Below are 20,061 nucleotides of genomic sequence, written 5' to 3'. Positions count from 1 at the left end.
AGAGACATGTTACAGTCAAAAAAACGTTGGAATGTTCAAGAATGTGATGAACAACTTGTTAATGAATTTGTAGAAAACCTCAATATTACACCTCTAGTAGCTTCGTTATTACTTAATAGAGGCATGACAACAGTAGAAGCGGCACGTGAGTTTTTACACGTTGATGCACAAACGTTCCACGATCCTTTTTTATTGCACGATATGGACAAAGCAGTAGCTCGTATTCAGCAAGCAATTGATCATAATGAAAAAATTATGATCTATGGAGATTACGATGCGGACGGCGTCAGCAGTACTTCAGTTATGTTATCTGCTTTACAGCAGCTCGGCGCTGATACTGATTTTTATATTCCTAATCGCTTTACAGAAGGTTATGGGCCGAATAAGGCAGCATTTGATAAAATAAACGCAGGCGGCTATCAGCTGGTGATTACGGTAGACACAGGTATTTCGGCAGTCGAAGAAACGGCGTATGCACGTGAATTAGATTTTGATTTAATTATTACTGATCACCACGAGCCGGGTCCGGTTTTACCCGATGCGTATGCAATTATTCATCCAAAGCTTCCGGGAAGTACATATCCATTTAAAGAACTGGCAGGTGTAGGAGTGGCTTTTAAACTCGCTCATGCGCTGTTAGGGGAGCTTCCGGAACATTTGTTAGAACTAGCAGTGATTGGGACGATTGCTGACTTAGTTCCTTTAGTCGACGAAAACCGCTTAATTGCTCGCAAAGGTCTTGACTATCTCAAGCTCACGAAGCGTACTGGAATTGAAGCGCTGCTGAGCGTATGTGGAGTAAAACGCGAAGAAATTACTGAAGATACAATTGGATTTGCCATGGCTCCTCGCATTAATGCAGTAGGACGTCTTCAAGATGCTGATCCAGCTGTTCATTTGCTTATGACAACAAATGCTGAAGAAGCAAAAGGTTTAGCTAAAGAAATTGATGCGTTAAACAAGGAAAGGCAGCAAATCGTAAATGATATTACGGAAGAAGCCGTTGAATTTGTTGAAAGTTTGTATCCTCCGGATGAAAATAGCGTTCTTATTGTAGAGGGAGAAGGATGGAATGCAGGCGTTGTTGGAATTGTTGCTTCTAGGCTCGTAGAAAAGTTCTACAGACCGACAATTGTATTAAGTGTTGACTCTGAAAACCATATTGCTAAAGGTTCAGCAAGAAGTATCCAAGGCTTTGACTTATTCGCGAACTTATCTAAATGCCGTGACATTTTGCCGCATTTTGGAGGGCATCCAATGGCAGCCGGCATGACGTTAAACAGCGAGGATGTAGAAGAACTGCGCAGACGCCTTAATGAACAAGCAAGCAACGTGTTAACTCAACAGGACTTTATTCCAATTACATCAGTTGATACAGTATGCAAAACAGAGGAAATTACGCTGGAAAACATTGAACAAATGAGTGCGCTTGCTCCATTTGGTATGCATAATCCGAAGCCAAAAGTTCTCATTAAAGATGTTCATACAACATCTATGCGGAAAATTGGCGCGAATAAAAATCATTTAAAACTCGTATTTGAAGACAGCGGTGTATCGGTTGATGCAGTAGGATTTGGGTTAGGCTATATATTAGATGAAGTATCTCCTATAGCTAAGGTATCATTAGTAGGTGAACTATCTATTAATGAGTGGAACAATATGCGCAAACCGCAGCTGATGGTAGAAGATATCTCTGTAGATGAGTGGCAGATGTTTGATTATCGCAGCGCGGTTGATGTCAAACGTTTCTTTGAACAGGTATTCACAGATCAAATGAAAGTTGTTGCTTTTCACGATTCAACAATTGATAAATACAAGTCGATGCTGCCGATGGAACATGTTGTTCTTATTCAAAATGAAGAACAGGCAAAAGCATGCATGTTTGCAGGAGAACAGATCGTTTTATTAGATTTGCCTCCGTCACAGAAGTGGCTTGAAGCTTTGTTTGTCCAAGGTATTCCTTCTAGGATATACGCTATTTTCTTAACGGAAGAAGACCATTATTTTGATACAATCCCAACTCGCGATCACTTTAAATGGTTCTACGGCTTTTTAGCGAAAAAGGGTCCTTTTGATTTAAAACGCTACAAAGAAGATTTAGCAATTCATAAGGGCTGGTCGAAAGAAACGATTGATTTTATGGCAAAGGTGTTTTTTGAGTTAGAATTTGTTACAATAAACAATGGCTTAATTTCGTTAGTGAAAAATTCTACGAAACGTGATTTAATAGAATCTGCGACTTATCGCCAAAAGCAGCAGCAGATTGAAATAGAAAAAAACTTTATTTATACGTCATATGTACAGCTTAAAAATCAATTTCAAGATATTTTTAAGCGTTCGATTGAATGAGGAGGCAACATTAGAATGAATTTTAAAGATTATATTACAATTGTACCTGACTGGCCAAAACCAGGTATTACATTTAAAGATATCTCAACATTAATGGATAACGGTGACGCATACCGTGCCGCAACGGATGAGATTGTAAAATATGCCAATGATAAACAAGTTGATATTATCGTAGGACCGGAAGCTCGCGGATTTATCGTTGGTTGTCCAGTAGCATATGCGTTAGGTATCGGCTTTGCACCTGTTCGTAAAGAAGGAAAATTACCGCGTGAAGTAATTAAAGTAGATTACGGTTTAGAATACGGTAAAGACGTATTAACGATTCACAAAGATGCAATTAAGCCAGGTCAGCGCGTGTTGATTACAGATGATTTATTAGCAACAGGCGGTACAATTGAAGCGACAATTAAGCTTGTTGAAGAATTAGGCGGAATTGTTGTTGGAGCTGCGTTCTTAATTGAACTTTCTTACCTTGACGGCCGTGACAAACTAGACGGTTACGATGTATTCACATTAATGACGTATTAAGAAGAACGATCACATAAAAAAGAGTACCTGATACAGGTGCTCTTTTTTCGTTAAAAAACGTGAATACGTAAAATGGAAATGATGTAAATTTCATAAATTAGACGCAAAGGCTTTACATCCTTGGATTTTTTCAAGATAATAGTTACAATATGAATTAAAAATGCTAGTTGATAAAAGGTGATTTCATGGCAAATGAGCAAGTCCTAACAGCGGAACAGGTCATTGACAATACGAAGCGATATTTAAATGAAGAAGACGTGGCTTTTGTACAAAAAGCATATGATTTTGCAAAAGAAGCTCACAAAGAACAATATCGCAAGTCGGGTGAACCATATATTATCCACCCGATTCAAGTCGCAGGAATTTTAGTTGATCTAGATATGGATCCAGCAACAATTGCAGCTGGATTTCTACATGATGTGGTCGAAGATACAGAGATAACACTAAAGGATTTAGAAAAAGCTTTTAACGAAGAAGTAGCAATGCTAGTAGACGGCGTAACGAAACTTGGGAAAATTAAATATAAGTCTAAAGAAGAGCAGCAGGCTGAAAATCACCGCAAGATGTTTGTGGCAATGGCTCAAGATATTCGAGTCATACTGATTAAACTTGCGGATCGTCTTCATAACATGCGTACGCTGAAGCATTTACCGCAGGAAAAGCAGCGACGCATTTCAAATGAAACGCTTGAAATTTTTGCTCCTCTTGCTCATCGTCTTGGTATTTCAAAAATTAAGTGGGAGCTTGAAGATACAGCTTTACGTTACTTAAATCCTCAGCAATATTATCGCATTGTCAATTTGATGAAGAAAAAGCGTGCGGAACGCGAGCAATATTTGGCTGAAGTTATTGATGAAGTTCGTGAGCAAGTAGATGAAGTGTCGATTAAAGTTGAAATTTCAGGACGTCCAAAACATATTTATTCCATTTATCGTAAAATGGCACTGCAAAACAAGCAGTTTAATGAAATTTACGATTTACTAGCTGTGCGCATTATTGTAAATAGCATTAAAGACTGCTATGCGGTGTTAGGGATTATTCACACGTGCTGGAAACCAATGCCAGGACGTTTCAAAGATTATATTGCGATGCCAAAACAAAATATGTACCAGTCTCTTCATACGACGGTTATCGGACCAAAAGGTGATCCGTTAGAAGTTCAAATTCGAACATTTGACATGCACCAAATTGCTGAGTATGGAATTGCTGCTCACTGGGCTTACAAAGAGGGAAAAACAGCTGAGCATGCTTCATTTGAAGAGAAGTTAACGTGGTTTAGAGAAATTTTAGAATTTCAAAATGATGCAAACGATGCGGAAGAGTTTATGGAATCTCTAAAAGTTGATTTGTTTTCTGACATGGTTTATATTTTTACGCCAAAAGGCGACGTCATTGAGCTTCCTTCGGGTTCTGTTCCAATTGATTTTTCCTATCGTATTCATTCTGAAATCGGAAATAAAACCATTGGAGCAAAAGTCAACGGCAAGATGGTTACGCTTGATTACCGTTTGAAAACGGGGGACATTATCGAAATTTTGACGTCTAAGCATTCATATGGTCCAAGCAAGGACTGGTTAAAGCTTGCTCAAACGTCTCAAGCCAAAAATAAAATTCGCCAATTCTTTAAAAAGCAAAGCCGCGATGAAAATATTGAAAAAGGCAAAGAGCTGGTTGAAAAAGAAATTCGTCAAATGGAGTTTGACTTAAAAGAAGTATTAACAGCTGATAATATCAAACGAGTAGCTGAGAAGTTTAATTTCTCAAATGAAGATGATATGTATGCAGCTATTGGATATAACGGATTAACTGCGGCTCAAGTAGCTAATCGTTTAACCGAGAAGTGGAGAAAGCAGCGCGATCAAGAACAAGAGATCCAAATTGATGACATTGCACGCGACACTGCGGCTAAACGTGTTCGCCAGCATAAACGAAAAGATTCCGGTGTTATCGTACCGGGTGTAGAGAACATGCTGATTCGCTTGTCTAAATGCTGTAATCCAGTTCCCGGAGATGAGATTGTTGGTTTTATTACAAAGGGGCGGGGAGTATCTGTTCATAGAGCAGATTGTTTAAACGTTCACACAGATGATGCTGAAAGCCGTCTTATTCCTGTAGAGTGGGAAACACATATTAAAGAAGGCAAAGAGTTTAATGTGGAAATTGAAATTTCGGGCTACGACCGTCGAGGCTTACTAAATGAAGTTCTGCAGGTTGTAAACGAGACTAAAACGAATATTTCAGCCGTTTCAGGAAAATCGGACCGAAACAAAATGGCTACGATTCATATGTCAATTTCTATTCATAACATCAGTCATCTTCATAAAGTGGTCGAGCGCATTAAGCAGCTTCGAGACATTTATTCAGTTCGCCGAATTATGCATTAAGAAAGGTCGTTATACATGAGAGTAGTCGTACAAAGAGCAAAGAATGCAAAAGTAACTGTTGCAGGCGAGACGGTCGGCGAGATTGAGCACGGATATATGCTTTTAGTCGGTATTACCCACGAGGATACTGAAGCCGATGCAGAGTATGTAGCAGACAAAATTGTAAATTTGCGAGTGTTTGAAGATGAGTCTGGCAAAATGAATTTGTCGCTTCTAGATGTAGAAGGAGAAATTTTATCGGTATCTCAATTTACGCTTTACGGAGATTGCCGAAAAGGCAGAAGACCAAACTTTATGGAAGCTGCTAGGCCAGATCATGCTGTAACGATTTACAACTATTTTAATAAAGTATTATCAGGAAAAAATATTCGAGTAGAAACCGGCGCATTTGGCGAAATGATGGACGTATCATTTACGAATGACGGACCGGTCACACTTATTGTAGAAAGCAAAGAAAAAACGCAGGCTCAAAGATGAGTCTGCGTTTTTTCTTTGCTTTGAAAGTAGTGATTTAATCCTTCAGCGATAGCGGATGTAATCATTTGCTGATAACTGATGGAATTAATATACGTTTCTTCCCGTTCGTTGCTTAAAAAGCCCAGTTCAATTAATGTACTCGGACGTGTATTTTCGCGAAGAACATAATAGTTTCCAAATCGTTCTCCTTTGTCTTTCAATTTTGCATGTTCAATGAGTGACTGATGAATAGAATGTGTGAGTGGACTGTCCTGATGCTGATGATAATAATACGTCATAAGGCCAGTTAGCTGTGAGCTGTTCGTACTGTTGTAGTGAACGCTTATAAAAGCATCTGCTTTAGTCGATTGCAGCGTGCGCTGTGAAAGCAGAACGTACTCATCACGGGTGCGGGTTAAAATGACGTGTGCGCCTTCTTTTTGAAGTTTGTTTTGTAAAATCAGCGCTGTTCGGAGAGTGAGATCTTTTTCATATGTGCCCTGTGTGCCGATGGCTCCTTTGTCTTTTCCTCCATGGCCTGCATCAATAATAATGGTTTTGCCCTTTAGGTGCTGCAAGCTTTTACTCAGCGTATAAACAGGCTGGCGCTGCGCTACTTGCATGCTAGGCTGAACGCTGCGGAGCGCTACGGTTTTCGTGAATTTTTTAAACACCCAGCCTTGAATACCCGAGCTTTCTACATAATACCAATCTCCTTGACGGTCTGAAACGGATAGTCTTGTATTCTTCGTCAATTTATTTGTAATTGAAAATGAACGTCCTGGACCGCTGCGTACATGAAGAGAGTCAGCTGTTACAACAATGGGTTGATGCACTGGTACATTTGGGCGCTCAAATGAGGAAGAGCACAGTAACAAAAGGATACTTGCAGCCAAAACAGATACAGACTTCATGTTAAGATGGCGAATAGATAGACCTCCTTTTTATAACAAAATAGAGTATTCGATGAAAAGAAAAAAAATCCTTTCTCTTATGTAAAAACATCTTTTTTGGGCAATGCTAATAAAAGGATAAGTAAGTGTAGGCAGGGAGGAAGAAACGATGAAGTTTAGTGAAAAAGGTGAACAATCATTTCAGCAGGTAAATCCGGTATTTGGCATTCATTTTCATGATTTTATTGATAGAGAAAGTGAAGCCTCATCCCTTGAATTGGCTTCTGAATTTGGTTTAACGCTTCGAGATATTCAGAAACTAAGAAAACAATTAGACCGCTCTTAACATGAAAGGTGCTTGACAACTGCTCATTTCATTCGTAATATAGAAAGCAATTGCTAAATTAAAATGAATGTATAACATTTTTATATTGATAAGCCAAAGATCGAGAAAAGTAGTAAAGATGACACATGGCTAGAGAGGAAATGTCTTAGGCTGAAAGCATTTCTACATGATGACTTTATGAAAGAACACTCAGGAGGCTTCACTCTGAAAAGGGAAACTTAGTAGGAGATGAACGTGTTCGTGCGTTAACGAAATGAGTGGAAACATGTCATATGTTTCAATTAGGGTGGTACCACGTGAGATTAACTCTCGTCCCTACTATGGAAAAATAGTAGAGGCGAGAGTTTTTTTGTATTGTAAATTTTAAATATAGGAGGCATATCACGTTATGTCAGTTCAAATACCTAGAGGCACACAAGATATTTTACCGGGCAAAGTAGAATATTGGCAGTTTGTTGAACAGCGAGCAAGAGAAATCTGCCGTGCGTTCAACTATCAAGAAATTCGTACACCAATGTTTGAACACACTGAATTATTTTTGCGCGGAGTGGGAGAAACAACGGATATCGTGCAAAAAGAAATGTACACATTTAAGGATCGAGGCGACCGCAGCTTAACACTTCGTCCAGAAGGAACAGCTGCAGTTGGACGATCATTTGTTTCAAATAAAATGTTTGGAAATCCAACGCAGCCAACAAAGCTGTTTTATATCGGTCCTATGTTTCGTTATGAACGACCTCAAGCGGGACGTTTCCGTCAATTCGTTCAGTTTGGCGTAGAAGCATTAGGGGTAAATGATCCAGCTATCGACGCTGAAGTTCTTGCCCTGTTAATGAGCTTTTACCAATCGATTGGATTAAAAAAATTAAAGCTGGTTGTTAACAGTTTAGGAGATACAGAAAGTCGTCAAGCTCACCGTCAAGCACTTATCGATCACTTTGCACCTCGCATCGGAGAGTTTTGCAGCGACTGTCAAAGCCGATTGGAGAAAAATCCTCTTCGTATTTTAGATTGTAAAAAAGATCGTGACCATGAACTGATGGCTACAGCGCCGTCTATTCTTGATTATTTAAACGACTATTCAAAAGAATATTTTGAAAAAGTACAGCAGTACTTAACCGATTTAGACATTGACTATGTTGTAGATCCGACGCTAGTACGCGGGTTAGATTATTATAATCACACAGCATTTGAACTAATGAGTGAAGCAGAAGGATTTGGCGCCATTACAACTCTTTGCGGCGGAGGCCGTTATAATGGGCTGATTCAAGAAATCGGCGGACCTGAAACACCAGGTATCGGATTCGCTTTAAGCATTGAACGTTTATTATCTGCATTGGAAGCAGAAGGAATTGAGCTTCCGGTAGAAACTGGCGTAGATTGCTATGTAGTGACAATGGGCGATGAGGCGAAAGAAAAATCTGTTTCAATTGTAAATACGCTTCGACGTGCAGGTTTTGTAGCAGATAAAGATTATCAAGATAAAAAAATGAAAGCTCAGTTCAAAGCAGCCGATCGTGTACAAGCAAAATTTGTTGTTGTTCTAGGTGAAGATGAGCTAGCAAAACAAGTTGTAAACGTAAAGAATATGGAATCTGGCGAACAGCAAGAAGTATCAATTGATCAATTGGTTAGCTATTTGCAGGAACAAGTATAAGGGGGAACCATGATGACAAAACGTTCATACTACTGTGGAGATGTAACAGAACAAGCAACTGGCGAAACAGTTCTATTAAAAGGATGGGTTCAAAAGCGCCGTGATTTAGGCGGATTAATTTTTATTGATTTACGCGACCGCGGCGGAGTTGTGCAAGTTGTATTTAATCCTGAAAAATCTGCTGAAGCGCTAAAAATTGCTGAAGATGTACGTAATGAATTCGTACTGGAAGTGCAGGGAACTGTTGTAGCTCGTGAAGAGGGAACCGTTAACCCGAACTTAAAAACAGGTAAAATTGAAGTTCACGCTGAGCAAATTACGGTGTTGAATAAAGCCAAAACACCTCCTTTTGCCATTGCGGATCAAACGGAAGTATCAGAAGATGTTCGATTAAAATATCGTTATTTAGATCTTCGACGTTCTGAAATGTTTAACACGCTTAAAATGCGCAATGACATTACAAAAACAATTCGCGACTTCTTAGATCAAAATGACTTTTTAGATGTTGAAACACCTATTTTAACAAAAAGCACGCCAGAAGGTGCACGTGATTATCTTGTGCCGAGCCGCGTACACGAAGGTGAGTTTTATGCTCTTCCTCAATCACCGCAAATCTTTAAGCAACTGTTAATGGTAAGCGGAGTTGAGCGCTATTATCAAATTGCTCGCTGTTTCCGCGATGAGGACTTGCGTGCAGATCGTCAGCCTGAATTTACTCAAATCGATATTGAAACATCATTTTTATCTCAAGAGGACATCATGACAATGACGGAAGAAATGATGTCTAAAGTAATGAAGCGCGTAAAAGATTTAGATGTAACGACGCCTTTCCCGCGCATGTCATATGATGAAGCGATGAGCCGCTATGGTTCAGATAAGCCGGATACACGTTTTGAAATGGAGCTAGTCAACTTATCAGAGCTTGTGAAAGACTGCGGGTTTAAAGTATTTAGCGCAGCAGTTGAAAACGGCGGAGAAGTAAAAGCGATTAACGTAAAAGGTGCCGCTTCTAGCTATTCACGTAAAGATATCGATGCTTTAACAGAGTTCGTGAAAATTTACGGTGCTAAAGGGTTAGCATGGCTGAAAGTTGAAGCAGACGGCTTAAAAGGACCGATTGCAAAATTCTTCAACGAAGATGAGCAAAAGCAATTTGCTGAAGCTCTTCAAACGGAAGAAGGAGATTTACTTTTATTTGTAGCTGATAAAAAGTCAGTTGTAGCAGATGCACTTGGCGCTCTTCGTCTAAAGCTTGCAAAAGAACAAGGGATTATTGATGAAACGAAATTTAACTTCCTATGGGTAACAGATTGGCCTCTTCTTGAGCATGACGAAGAAGACAACCGTTACTACGCGGCTCATCATCCATTCACAATGCCAGTTCGTGAAGATTTACCAATGTTAGAAAGCGATCCTGGACAAGTCCGTGCACAAGCATATGACTTAGTGTTGAATGGTTACGAACTTGGCGGAGGATCTTTACGTATTTATGAGCGTGATATTCAAGAAAAAATGTTTAAAACGCTTGGATTTACATTAGAAGAAGCATATGAGCAGTTCGGTTTCTTACTTGAAGCATTTGAATACGGTACTCCTCCTCACGGCGGAATTGCGTTAGGTCTTGACCGTTTGGTTATGCTTTTAGCAGGACGTACAAACTTGCGCGATACAATTGCCTTCCCTAAAACAGCAAGTGCAAGCTGTCTATTAACAAATGCACCTGGTGAAGTAAGTGAAGCGCAATTAGACGAGCTGCATTTGCAGGTAAAAAAGCAAAAAACAGAAGCGTAATCGATTAAACCATCTGTTAAATCGAGCCTGTCACTGGAGCACGACAGGCTCGATTTTTTTTGTTTTACTTATTAATTGCAAAGTGATTTTTTCTGTGATAAGATACTTTCAAGAACTAAATAGTCCTGATGTGTTCGTCCTTAATCCAGTTTTGACCGAACAATTTTTTGCTTGGGAGCTCGGAGTTTTTAACGAGCGTACATGCCTCATCTCGAGGACTTACAATGGTTAAAGCAGAGCACCCACCTGCCGAGAGCGGGTTCAAAACGAAGGCACTCGAGACGGCACGATCGGGACTAGCATACATATAAGAAATCCTCTATGTAATGATTTGCATAGAGTTTTTTTATGGAGAAATAACGAATGCTCATGTTCGTTTTGCTAAAAATATGGTATAGTCAATTTCGTTGTTTATTTGAATTAATCATACACGTTGGTGTATTTAATAGAGGAGTGTTTTAACATGTTGCATCAGTTTTCGCGTAATGAACTGGCGATAGGAAAAGAAGGGTTAGCTACTTTAAAAGGCAGCACGGTTGCTATTTTAGGGATAGGAGGAGTAGGGTCGTTTTCTGCTGAGGCTTTGGCTCGGTCAGGAGTAGGTCGTTTAATTCTTGTAGATAAAGACGATGTTGATATTACAAACGTAAATCGTCAAATTCATGCGCTGCTTTCGACGGTAGGTCAGCCCAAGACAGAATTAATGAAACAGCGTATTTTGGATATTAACCCAGACTGTGACGTCGTTTCTCTTCAAATGTTTTATACGGAAGAAACGTATGAAGAGTTCTTTAGTTACAAACCGGACTTTGTAGTGGATGCATCCGATACGATTTCGTATAAAATTCATTTAATGAAAGAATGTTTAAAACGTGATATTCCGATTATTTCAAGTATGGGTGCTGCGAATAAAATGGATCCAACACGTTTTAAAATTGCAGACATTTCAAAGACGCATACAGATCCGATTGCAAAAGTGGTTCGTACTCGTCTGCGTAAAGAAGGAATTCGCAAAGGAATTAACGTCGTTTTTTCTGATGAACGTCCAATCGTTATTCGCGAAGAAGTTCGCAAAGAAGTAGGAAACGATCAAGCGCAAATTCGAAAAGCGAAAATGCCCCCATCTTCTAATGCTTTTGTTCCATCTGTAGCGGGATTAATTATGGGCGGTCATGTTATCAATGAATTATTAAGTAATATTAAGATTCGCCGCGTAGGTGATCAATAAAAAGAAGGCTATCGCAGCCTTCTTTTTTTTATGGAAATATCTGTTCTATTTATGCTTTGGATGGAATCTTCTGTTTGATATGTATAAAAAGTACTAATAAATTGAAAAATATGGCTTGATGGTGAATTTACACTGTAGTAAAAAAAGAGATTTATGTAAATTTATTTAACGCTTTATTTACATAAAATTTACGTTTTGGCTTTCTTTCTGTTGTATCTTCTACAGTAATATTCAGAAAGTCTTATATATCAAGGGTTTTGATAGAAATAAGAAAAAATAAACCCCAAATAAGTAAGTTTACAGTAACTTAAAATTCACTTCATATAAAGACAACAATCTACTCGTATAATGTGTCTTGTACCTGTTGTTCGAGTACAAAGGACTAGTACTAATTACACATATATTTATTGGAGGGTAATGTAATGAAAACAAAGGGTTTTAAAGTAACATTAGCAGCTTTTTTAATGGTAGGAGCACTAGCAGCATGTGGTAAAGACGGAGCAAGCAACGACAGTGGTTCGGGCAGCAAAGAAGAAGTGTCAGGTACGTTAACAGCGGCGGGATCTACAGCTTTACAACCACTTGCAGAAGAAGCAGCGAATGGAATTACGGAAAAATATCCAAACCTTTCAGTAACGGTACAAGGTGGAGGTAGTGGAACTGGTGTTAACCAAGTAGCATCAGGAGCAGTTGACATTGGAAACTCTGACGTTCCAGCAGCCGATAAAATCGAAGATAAATCAAAAGCAGATAAACTTGTCGATACGAAAGTAGCGGGCATTGGGTTCGCACTTGTTGTAAATAAAGATGTAAAAGTAGAATCGTTAACAAAAGAGCAAATTCAAAAGATTTTCTCTGGTGAAATTAAAAACTGGAAAGAAGTTGGCGGAAACGACGAAAAAATTAACGTAATCAACCGTCCAGCATCATCTGGTACACGTGCTACATTTGAGAAAACATTAATGGGTGACGCAAAAGTAAATGACAGCGTTGGTACAGCTCAAGATTCAAACGGAGCGGTTGAGCAATCAGTAAACTCAACTCCAGGAGCAGTAAGTTACCTTGCTATGTCGTATTTAATTGGCGATAAAAAAGAAAGTTTAAAAATGCTTAATATTGATGGTGTGGAGCCAACAACAGAAAATATTGTTTCTAAAAAATATCCGTTCTGGTCTTATGAGTACATGATTACAAACGGTGAGCCAAAAGATGGTGCAAAAGAGTACATTGATTATGTATCTGGTAAAGACTTTGCTAAGCAAGTAGAAGATATGGGCTATATCCCAATGACTGAATTCAAAAAATAAAAGTGTTTTTAAAAAGAATAGGGCTGACTAACACAGTCAGTCTTATTCTATTTGAATGTTAATAAAGTATATAGCAAATAAAAAGAAAAGCGAATATATACTGAATATGTAAGGAGACAGAGCGATGAAGGGGAAAAAATCCATTAATTATGTAAAAAGCGAATACATTGGCCGTACGCTTTCTACATTTTGCGGTATTTTAATTGTACTTGTTACGTTAGCTATTATCGTATTTATTTGTGAAAAAGGCATACAGTCATTTTTACAAAGTAATATATCAATCGGTGAAATGTTGACTTCAACAAAATGGAGCCCAAACAATAAAGAATACGGGGCACTTGTGTTTATTCTGGGTTCAATGCTTGTATCAATCGGAGCCGTTATTATAAGTGCTCCAATTGGAATTGCTATTGCCATTTTTAACAACTATATTTCGCCTAAATTTGGGTCAACGGTTTTACGACCGGTTTTAGAGCTTTTAGTCGGAGTTCCTTCAGTGGTATACGGCCTTTTAGGGGTTACCATTTTAGTGCCGCTTCTTCGCGATAACTTCGGCGGAGTGGGCTTTAGTTTGATTGCCGGAATTATTGTCTTAAGCGTCATGATTCTTCCGACAATTGCAAGTATTGCTGACGATGCAATTCGAAGCGTAGCACTTGAATATTTAGAAGCTTCTTATGGACTAGGTTCAACAAGATGGCAGGCAATTAGCCGAGTTATTATTCCATCTGCTAAAACAGGTATTTTAACAGGTATCGTGTTAGGGCTTGCCCGTGCATTCGGAGAAGCGCTAGCTGTGCAAATGGTTATCGGAAATACGGTTAAGCTTCCTGAAAGCTTATACAGCCCAACGGCAACATTAACAGGTATTTTAACAATGGATATGTCTAATACGTTAAACGGAACGGCATGGAATAACGCATTGTGGACGTTAGCCATGATTTTACTGCTTATTTCTTTCGTGTTCATTTTAATTATCCGAGCAATTGGGAAACGAGGTGCTCATCAATGAGAAACAAAAATGCACGCACAGTAAATAATATATGGACAGGTATTTTTTATGGCATTGCCGCTCTAGTTGTGGCGCTATTAGTGTATTTAGTTGTTGAAATTATCGCCAAGGGCTGGGGATTTTGGGATCCGAACTTTTTATTTGGAAAGCCAAGCAATACGATGGCAGGTGGTGGTATTGGACCGCAGCTGTTTAACTCGTTTTACATGCTTGTTTTAACGCTGATCATTTCTATTCCTCTTGGTTTAGGAGCCGGAATTTACTTAGCGGAGTACGCGAAGCAAGGTCGTTTCCTAAATTTCGTCCGCTTATGTATTGAGACAATGGCGTCATTACCGTCCATTGTAGTTGGTTTATTTGGATTATTAATTTTCGTCACATTTTCAGGCTGGGGCTATACGCTTATCGGCGGAGCACTTGTGATTACAATTTTAAATTTACCGGGTTTAACGCGCGTATGTGAAAGTGCGATTGCATCTGTTCCTGCGAGTGTAAAAGAAGCGAGTTTAGGCTTGGGTGCGACTAAATGGCAAACAATTGTCAAAGTAGTGATTCCATCAGCGATTCAACAAATTATCACGGGCGTTATTTTAACAGCGGGACGAATCTTTGGAGAGGCAGCTGCGCTGATTTATACAGCTGGCTTAACGACGCCGATGTTAAATTCAAATGCCGACTTAACGAGTCCTGTAAACCCGTTTAATATTTTTCGACCAGCGGAGACGCTTGCCGTCCACATTTGGAAATTAAACTCTGAAGGAATTGTACCTGATGCGAGATTGATTGCAACAAAGTCAGCTGCTATTCTAATCATTATGGTTCTATTGTTTAATATCATCGCTCGTTTAGTAGCAAAACTTTTAGACAGCTACTTTAAAGGTTCAACAAAAACGAAAAAACGAAAAGACGTTAAAAGTGCAGCTTAATAGATAAAGACAAAAAAGAAAATGGCTTTGAAACTGAGCAACAGTTTCAGCCATTTTCTTTTTTTAATGTCTCTAAACGATTGAAAACTTTTGAAAAGTATTTTTCTTGTCCATTTTGTTTAGGATGAAAATATTGTTTGTTTTTGATGCGATCCGGTAAATACTGTTGAAGGACCCATCCGTTATCAAAATCATGCGGGTATTGATATTCAACGCCTCGTCCAAGGTTCTCTGCTCCTTTGTAATGAGCATCCTTCAAATGAATGGGAACGTCGCCGGACAACCCTTTTTTAATATCACTTATCGCTTCATCTAATGCTTTGTAAGCAGCGTTGGACTTCGGTGATAGGCAAAGCTCAATAACGGCGTTTGCAAGCGGGATGCGTGCTTCTGGAAGTCCTAATCTCTCAGTTGCTTGAATAGCTGCTAGTGTCCTCATGCCGGCATCCGGATCAGCTAGTCCAATGTCTTCATAGGCAATGACTAAAAGGCGACGATTGATGCTGATCAAGTCTCCTGCTTCAATTAGCCGTCCCAAATAATGAAGAGCGGCATTTACGTCGCTCCCGCGAATCGATTTTTGAAAAGCCGATAATACATCATAGTGAGCGTCACCATTTTTATCATGTGAAAAATACTTTTGCTGCAGACATTCTTCTGCCGTTTGTAAGGTAATAACGATTTTACCATCGCTTTCACTTGTTGATAAAACAGCTAGTTCCAGAGCATTCAAAGCCGAGCGCACGTCACCGTTACAGCTGTTGGCAAAGTGGTTCATGGCGTCATCTTCTACGACAATTTTTCTATCCCCAAATCCATTGGATGAGTCGTTGAGTGCTCTTGTTAGCGCCATTTTGATATCATCTGGCGTAAGAGATTTTAATTCGAAGATTTGGCATCTGCTTCGAATAGCAGGATTAATCGCGTGATAAGGATTGCTTGTTGTCGCTCCGATTAGAATGATCATGCCGTTTTCTAAATAAGGAAGCAAAAAGTCTTGCTTGGCTTTGTCAAGGCGATGAACTTCATCTAGCAGAAGAATTACTTTGCCTGACATTTTGGCCTCTTCGGCGACAATTTCCATATCTTTTTTATTGTTTATAACGGCATTTAACTGACGAAACGCCGTGTTGGTTGTTTTTGCAATAGCTGTCGCAATTGTTGTTTTCCCGACGCCTGGAGGCCCATATAAAATCATCGAGCTTAAGTGATTTGCTTTTACCATTCGATAAATCATTTTATCTTTGCCAACTAAATGCTGCTGCCCGATAACGTCATCTAAATGAGTCGGACGCATTCGAAATGCGAGAGGTTTTGTAGACATGTTTTTCTCCTTTCTTTTCTTTCACTGTATCACAAGAGGTGAATAGGTGGTGGAAATTTATCTTATAGGCATAGTATGTTATAATATCAACAGTTACATTTGCAAGAAACGCGTATAGAGAAGTTCATATAGCTTAGTAAAAAACGACTCATCACAGCATTCAGTGACAACGTGAGGGTCTTATTTTTTTCATAAATAAAAAAAGTGTATTGAAGGAGTGTATCGTATGAAAATTTCAACAAAAGGACGCTACGGTTTAACGATTATGATTGAGCTTGCGAAGCGCTTTGGAGAAGGTCCTATCTCGCTTAAAACTATTGCTCAAACGCATGATTTATCTGAACATTATTTAGAGCAGCTTATTTCACCGCTGCGTAACGCTGGGCTTGTAAAAAGCGTGCGCGGAGCTTATGGAGGTTACATCTTGGCACATGAACCTGCTAACATTACTTCTGGCGATATTATTTCCGTTTTAGAAGGTCCTATTAGTCCTGTAGAAGGAATTGAAGATGAAGAGCCTGCAAAACGCGAGCTGTGGATTCGTATTCGAGATGCAGTTAAAGAAGTGCTAGATAGTACAACGCTTGAAGATTTAGCAAATCATTCTGATGATGATCAAGCGTCTTATATGTTTTATATTTAATAATGAGCTAGGAGGCGTTTATTTTGGAACGTATTTATGTTGATCATGCAGCAACGTCTCCAATACATCCAGCAGTCGTTGAGAAAATGACGACTTTTATGCATGAGTACTTTGGAAATCCGTCTAGTATTCATCACTACGGGCGGGAAAGTCGACGCTATTTAGACGAAGCTCGCCAAACGATTGCAGCAAGTATTGGAGCACACGAAAATGAACTGATTTTTACAAGTGGTGGGACAGAAGCAGATAATATGGCACTGATCGGAGTCGCTCTTGCAAACCGCCATAAAGGAAATCATATTATTACCACGCAAATTGAACACCACGCTGTGCTTCATACGTGTGAATATTTAGAAACACAGGGCTTTGAAGTGACTTACCTACCAGTTAATGAGTACGGACAAGTATCTGTGGATGAAATAAAATCAGCCCTAACGGATCAAACAATTCTTGTGTCGGTGATGTTTGGAAATAATGAAGTAGGTGCTATTCAGCCAATTGGAGAAATTGGAGTTCTATTAAAAGAGCATGGAGCATATTTCCACACGGATGCAGTGCAAGCTTATGGATTAATTCCGTTAAATGTGCAACAATTAGGTGTCGATCTTTTATCCGTTTCGGCTCATAAAATTAACGGACCAAAAGGGATGGGCTTTTTATATGCAGCTGCTCACGTTTCACTGTCTCCTTTGCTATTTGGAGGAGAACAAGAGCGCAAACGACGAGCTGGAACTGAGAACATGACAAGTATCGTCGGGTTTGAAGAAGCTGTGAAAATTTCGCAACAAACGCTGCAAACACGTGCAGATGAATATAGAAGATACAAAGAAATAATGGTAGCTGTGTTGAAAGAAGAAGGTATTTCATTTGAAATTAACGGACATCTTGAAAATGCTCTGCCACATGTGTTAAATTTATCATTTCCAAAAACAAATGTTGAATCGATGCTCGTAAATTTAGACTTAGCAGGAATTGCGGCATCGAGCGGTTCAGCTTGCACAGCGGGAGCAATCGATCCTTCTCATGTGCTTGTTGCTATGTTTGGAAAAGGGTCTGAGCGTTTAACAACTTCTATTCGATTTAGCTTTGGCCTAGGAAACTCTGCTGAGCAAATTGAAAAAACCGCACGTCAAACAGCAAACATCGTTAAGCGACTAACGATGTAAATAGCAGCCATCAGTAGGGTCTTCATCCCTCACTGATGGTTTGTGTCGTTTCTTTCGCTTTTTAGCGAACAATTTAATTAAAATGAAGAAAACGGAGGTGGCGAAGTTGACAAAATCACCTAAAGATACACGTGTAGTAGTCGGAATGAGCGGAGGCGTTGATTCATCTGTAGCAGCTCTTTTATTAAAACAACAAGGATACGATGTGATCGGAATCTTTATGAAAAACTGGGACGATACGGATGAAAACGGCGTTTGTACTGCGACTGAAGATTATAACGATGTTATTCGCGTATGTAATCAAATTGGTATTCCCTACTATGCAGTCAACTTTGAGAAACAATATTGGGATAAAGTATTCACCTACTTTTTAGATGAATATAAAGCAGGTCGTACACCGAATCCTGATGTAATGTGTAATAAAGAAATTAAATTCAAAGCCTTTTTGGAGCATGCAATGAAGCTAGGAGCAGACTATCTAGCGACAGGACATTATGCACGCGTTGCGTATCGTGACGGGGAGTATAAAATGCTTCGAGGCGTAGATGGAAATAAAGATCAAACGTATTTCTTAAATCAATTAGGACAAGATCAGCTTTCAAAAGTAATGTTCCCAATTGGAGAAATTGAGAAATCAAAAGTGCGTGAAATTGCAAAAGAAGCAGGCCTTGCTACAGCAACGAAAAAAGACAGCACAGGTATTTGCTTTATTGGCGAACGCAACTTCAAGGAATTTTTAAGTCAGTATCTTCCTGCTCAGCCAGGTGTGATGCAAACGCTTGACGGCGAAGTGAAAGGCAAGCATGACGGCCTTATGTACTACACGATTGGTCAACGCCATGGTTTGGGTATCGGAGGCAGCGGCGAACCTTGGTTTGTAGTTGGAAAAGATTTAGAAAAAAACGTCTTATACGTCGATCAAGGCTTTCACAATGAGCTGCTTTATTCTACATCTCTTACAGCAACAAATGTCAGCTGGGTAAGCGACCGTGACTGGTCGTCACCAATGACGTGCACAGCAAAATTCCGCTATCGTCAAACCGATTCAGCAGTAACCGTTGAGAAAGTCGATGATGATACAATTAAAGTTATTTTTGCTGAACCCGTGCGGGCAATTACGCCAGGTCAAGCAGTTGTGTTTTACAAAGATGACGAATGTCTTGGCGGAGCAACTATTGACAAAGTATTTCAAGAAGAAGAGCAAATTTGGTACGTATAATTTATATAAGCAAGAACGAAAAACCTCAGCTGTATATAGCTGAGGTTTTTCTATGATATACTTTACTTATTGGGTAAACTAATAACTTACATATTCTAGATTTTCATGATGTGAAAATCTTTTAAATCATAACTAAAACAGTGGAGTGAACGAAAAAATGACAGATAAAAATCAGCTAGGAATTCAGTATATGCAGGAAGGGAAATTTGAAGAGGCTGCTAAAACATTTTCAGAAGCAATTGAAGATAATCCAAAAGATCCAATTGTGTATGTGAATTTTGGCAATTTGTTAGCGGCTGTTAGTGAGATGGATCGTGCTTTGAAATTTTATGAACGTGCGATTGAATTAGATGAAGAAACGGCAACAGCGTATTACGGAGCAGGAAATATTTATTTTAATGCAGAGCAGCTTGAGCAGGCAAAGCACTACTTTGATTTAGCAATCAAAAAAGGCTTAGATTCATCCGATGCCTACTTTATGCTTGGTTTAACGCTGTTTCATATGGAAGAAATTCGTTTTGCGATGCCTTATCTGCAGCGAGCGGTAGAACTAAACGAACATGATGTAGAAGCAAAATTTCAGTACGGTCTTTGTTTAGCACAGCTCGAAATGGTAGATGAAGCGATTGCTGAATTTCTTAAGGTAGTAAATCAAGAGCCAGAACATGCCGATGCTTTCTATAATTTGGGCGTAGCGTATGCCATGAAAGATGATAAGGACAAAGCAATTGAGATGTTAGATGAAGCTTTAAACGTGCAGCCAGATCACGTAATGGCAGCAAATGCTAAACAAGTTCTGTCTACATTAGAACATTAAGAAAGCGGGTAAAGG

Annotated in this window: 17 protein-coding genes, 1 other RNA gene and 1 other annotated feature; of the genes, 16 read left to right on the top strand and 2 right to left on the bottom strand. The window is 39.2% G+C overall.

Going from position 1 to position 20,061, the window contains the following annotated elements; translation table 11 throughout:
- Positions 1–6 precede the first annotated feature (6 nt).
- The 4 genes from recJ (at position 7) to dtd (ending at position 5,738) form a co-directional block, all read left to right on the top strand.
- Positions 7–2,349, top strand: coding sequence for a single-stranded-DNA-specific exonuclease RecJ (gene recJ, locus WKH56_RS03875; protein WP_048019725.1), 2,343 nt, complete (start codon positions 7–9; stop codon positions 2,347–2,349).
- Between the two features lie 15 nt (positions 2,350–2,364).
- Positions 2,365–2,877 carry an adenine phosphoribosyltransferase gene (locus WKH56_RS03870; RefSeq protein ID WP_013059309.1) on the top strand — a complete coding sequence of 171 codons (513 nt, stop codon included), beginning with the start codon at positions 2,365–2,367 and terminating at the stop codon, positions 2,875–2,877.
- A 185-nt stretch (positions 2,878–3,062) separates the two neighbouring features.
- Positions 3,063–5,261: a RelA/SpoT family protein gene (locus tag WKH56_RS03865; RefSeq protein WP_013059308.1), complete on the top strand. Its 2,199-nt coding sequence runs from the start codon at positions 3,063–3,065 to the stop codon at positions 5,259–5,261.
- A 15-nt stretch (positions 5,262–5,276) separates the two neighbouring features.
- Positions 5,277–5,738, top strand: coding sequence for a D-aminoacyl-tRNA deacylase (dtd, locus tag WKH56_RS03860; RefSeq protein WP_310884108.1), 462 nt, complete (start codon positions 5,277–5,279; stop codon positions 5,736–5,738).
- Here the strand turns inward: dtd and WKH56_RS03855 are convergent.
- Complete coding sequence (locus WKH56_RS03855; RefSeq protein ID WP_033579662.1) at positions 5,729–6,631, bottom strand: N-acetylmuramoyl-L-alanine amidase family protein; 903 nt, start codon at positions 6,629–6,631, stop codon at positions 5,729–5,731. The two genes, dtd and WKH56_RS03855, sit on opposite strands and share 10 nt — an antisense overlap.
- Before the next feature lie 148 nt (positions 6,632–6,779).
- On the opposite strand from WKH56_RS03855, the gene WKH56_RS03850 reads away from it, so the two are divergent.
- The 8 genes from WKH56_RS03850 to pstA all read left to right on the top strand — a co-directional run bounded on the left by WKH56_RS03850 (position 6,780) and on the right by pstA (position 14,877).
- Positions 6,780–6,956 carry a hypothetical protein gene (locus tag WKH56_RS03850; protein ID WP_013059305.1) on the top strand — a complete coding sequence of 59 codons (177 nt, stop codon included), beginning with the start codon at positions 6,780–6,782 and terminating at the stop codon, positions 6,954–6,956.
- An 87-nt stretch (positions 6,957–7,043) separates the two neighbouring features.
- Positions 7,044–7,276: a binding site (T-box leader), on the top strand.
- Positions 7,277–7,344: 68 nt separating this feature from the next.
- Positions 7,345–8,613, top strand: a complete 1,269-nt coding sequence (hisS, locus tag WKH56_RS03845) for a histidine--tRNA ligase (RefSeq protein ID WP_275210695.1) — start codon at positions 7,345–7,347, stop codon at positions 8,611–8,613.
- 12 nt (positions 8,614–8,625) lie between these two features.
- Positions 8,626–10,404: an aspartate--tRNA ligase gene (aspS, locus tag WKH56_RS03840; RefSeq protein WP_013059303.1), complete on the top strand. Its 1,779-nt coding sequence runs from the start codon at positions 8,626–8,628 to the stop codon at positions 10,402–10,404.
- 119 nt (positions 10,405–10,523) lie between these two features.
- Positions 10,524–10,705: non-coding RNA, 6S RNA (gene ssrS, locus WKH56_RS03835), on the top strand.
- 162 nt (positions 10,706–10,867) lie between these two features.
- A complete protein-coding gene (locus WKH56_RS03830; RefSeq protein WP_028411687.1) occupies positions 10,868–11,632 on the top strand; it encodes a tRNA threonylcarbamoyladenosine dehydratase in 765 nt (254 codons plus the stop codon).
- Positions 11,633–12,054: 422 nt separating this feature from the next.
- Complete coding sequence (locus tag WKH56_RS03825; RefSeq protein WP_033579664.1) at positions 12,055–12,939, top strand: phosphate ABC transporter substrate-binding protein PstS family protein; 885 nt, start codon at positions 12,055–12,057, stop codon at positions 12,937–12,939.
- A 124-nt stretch (positions 12,940–13,063) separates the two neighbouring features.
- Positions 13,064–13,951: a phosphate ABC transporter permease subunit PstC gene (gene pstC, locus WKH56_RS03820; RefSeq protein ID WP_342834723.1), complete on the top strand. Its 888-nt coding sequence runs from the start codon at positions 13,064–13,066 to the stop codon at positions 13,949–13,951.
- On the top strand, positions 13,948–14,877 hold the full coding sequence (gene pstA, locus WKH56_RS03815) for a phosphate ABC transporter permease PstA (RefSeq protein ID WP_025750576.1): 930 nt from the start codon (positions 13,948–13,950) through the stop codon (positions 14,875–14,877). The genes pstC and pstA overlap by 4 nt, the downstream gene beginning before the upstream one ends.
- 46 nt (positions 14,878–14,923) lie before the next feature.
- Here pstA and WKH56_RS03810 read toward each other — a convergent pair whose 3' ends face one another.
- A complete protein-coding gene (locus WKH56_RS03810) occupies positions 14,924–16,201 on the bottom strand; it encodes a replication-associated recombination protein A (RefSeq protein WP_275210696.1) in 1,278 nt (425 codons plus the stop codon).
- Between the two features lie 226 nt (positions 16,202–16,427).
- On the opposite strand from WKH56_RS03810, the gene cymR reads away from it, so the two are divergent.
- The 4 genes from cymR to WKH56_RS03790 all read left to right on the top strand — a co-directional run bounded on the left by cymR (position 16,428) and on the right by WKH56_RS03790 (position 20,046).
- The gene (cymR, locus tag WKH56_RS03805; RefSeq protein WP_013059297.1) at positions 16,428–16,844 is read left to right on the top strand and encodes a cysteine metabolism transcriptional regulator CymR; all 417 of its coding nucleotides are present in this window, start codon (positions 16,428–16,430) and stop codon (positions 16,842–16,844) included.
- Between the two features lie 23 nt (positions 16,845–16,867).
- Complete coding sequence (locus WKH56_RS03800; protein ID WP_028411684.1) at positions 16,868–18,010, top strand: cysteine desulfurase family protein; 1,143 nt, start codon at positions 16,868–16,870, stop codon at positions 18,008–18,010.
- Positions 18,011–18,116: 106 nt separating this feature from the next.
- The gene (gene mnmA, locus WKH56_RS03795; RefSeq protein WP_275210697.1) at positions 18,117–19,229 is read left to right on the top strand and encodes a tRNA 2-thiouridine(34) synthase MnmA; all 1,113 of its coding nucleotides are present in this window, start codon (positions 18,117–18,119) and stop codon (positions 19,227–19,229) included.
- 157 nt (positions 19,230–19,386) lie between these two features.
- On the top strand, positions 19,387–20,046 hold the full coding sequence (locus tag WKH56_RS03790) for a tetratricopeptide repeat protein (RefSeq protein ID WP_013085089.1): 660 nt from the start codon (positions 19,387–19,389) through the stop codon (positions 20,044–20,046).
- The last annotated feature ends 15 nt before the right edge of the window (positions 20,047–20,061 follow it).

It is taken from the genome of Priestia sp. SB1, from assembly GCF_038898415.1.
This window is presented reverse-complemented; position numbering and strand designations above follow the sequence as displayed.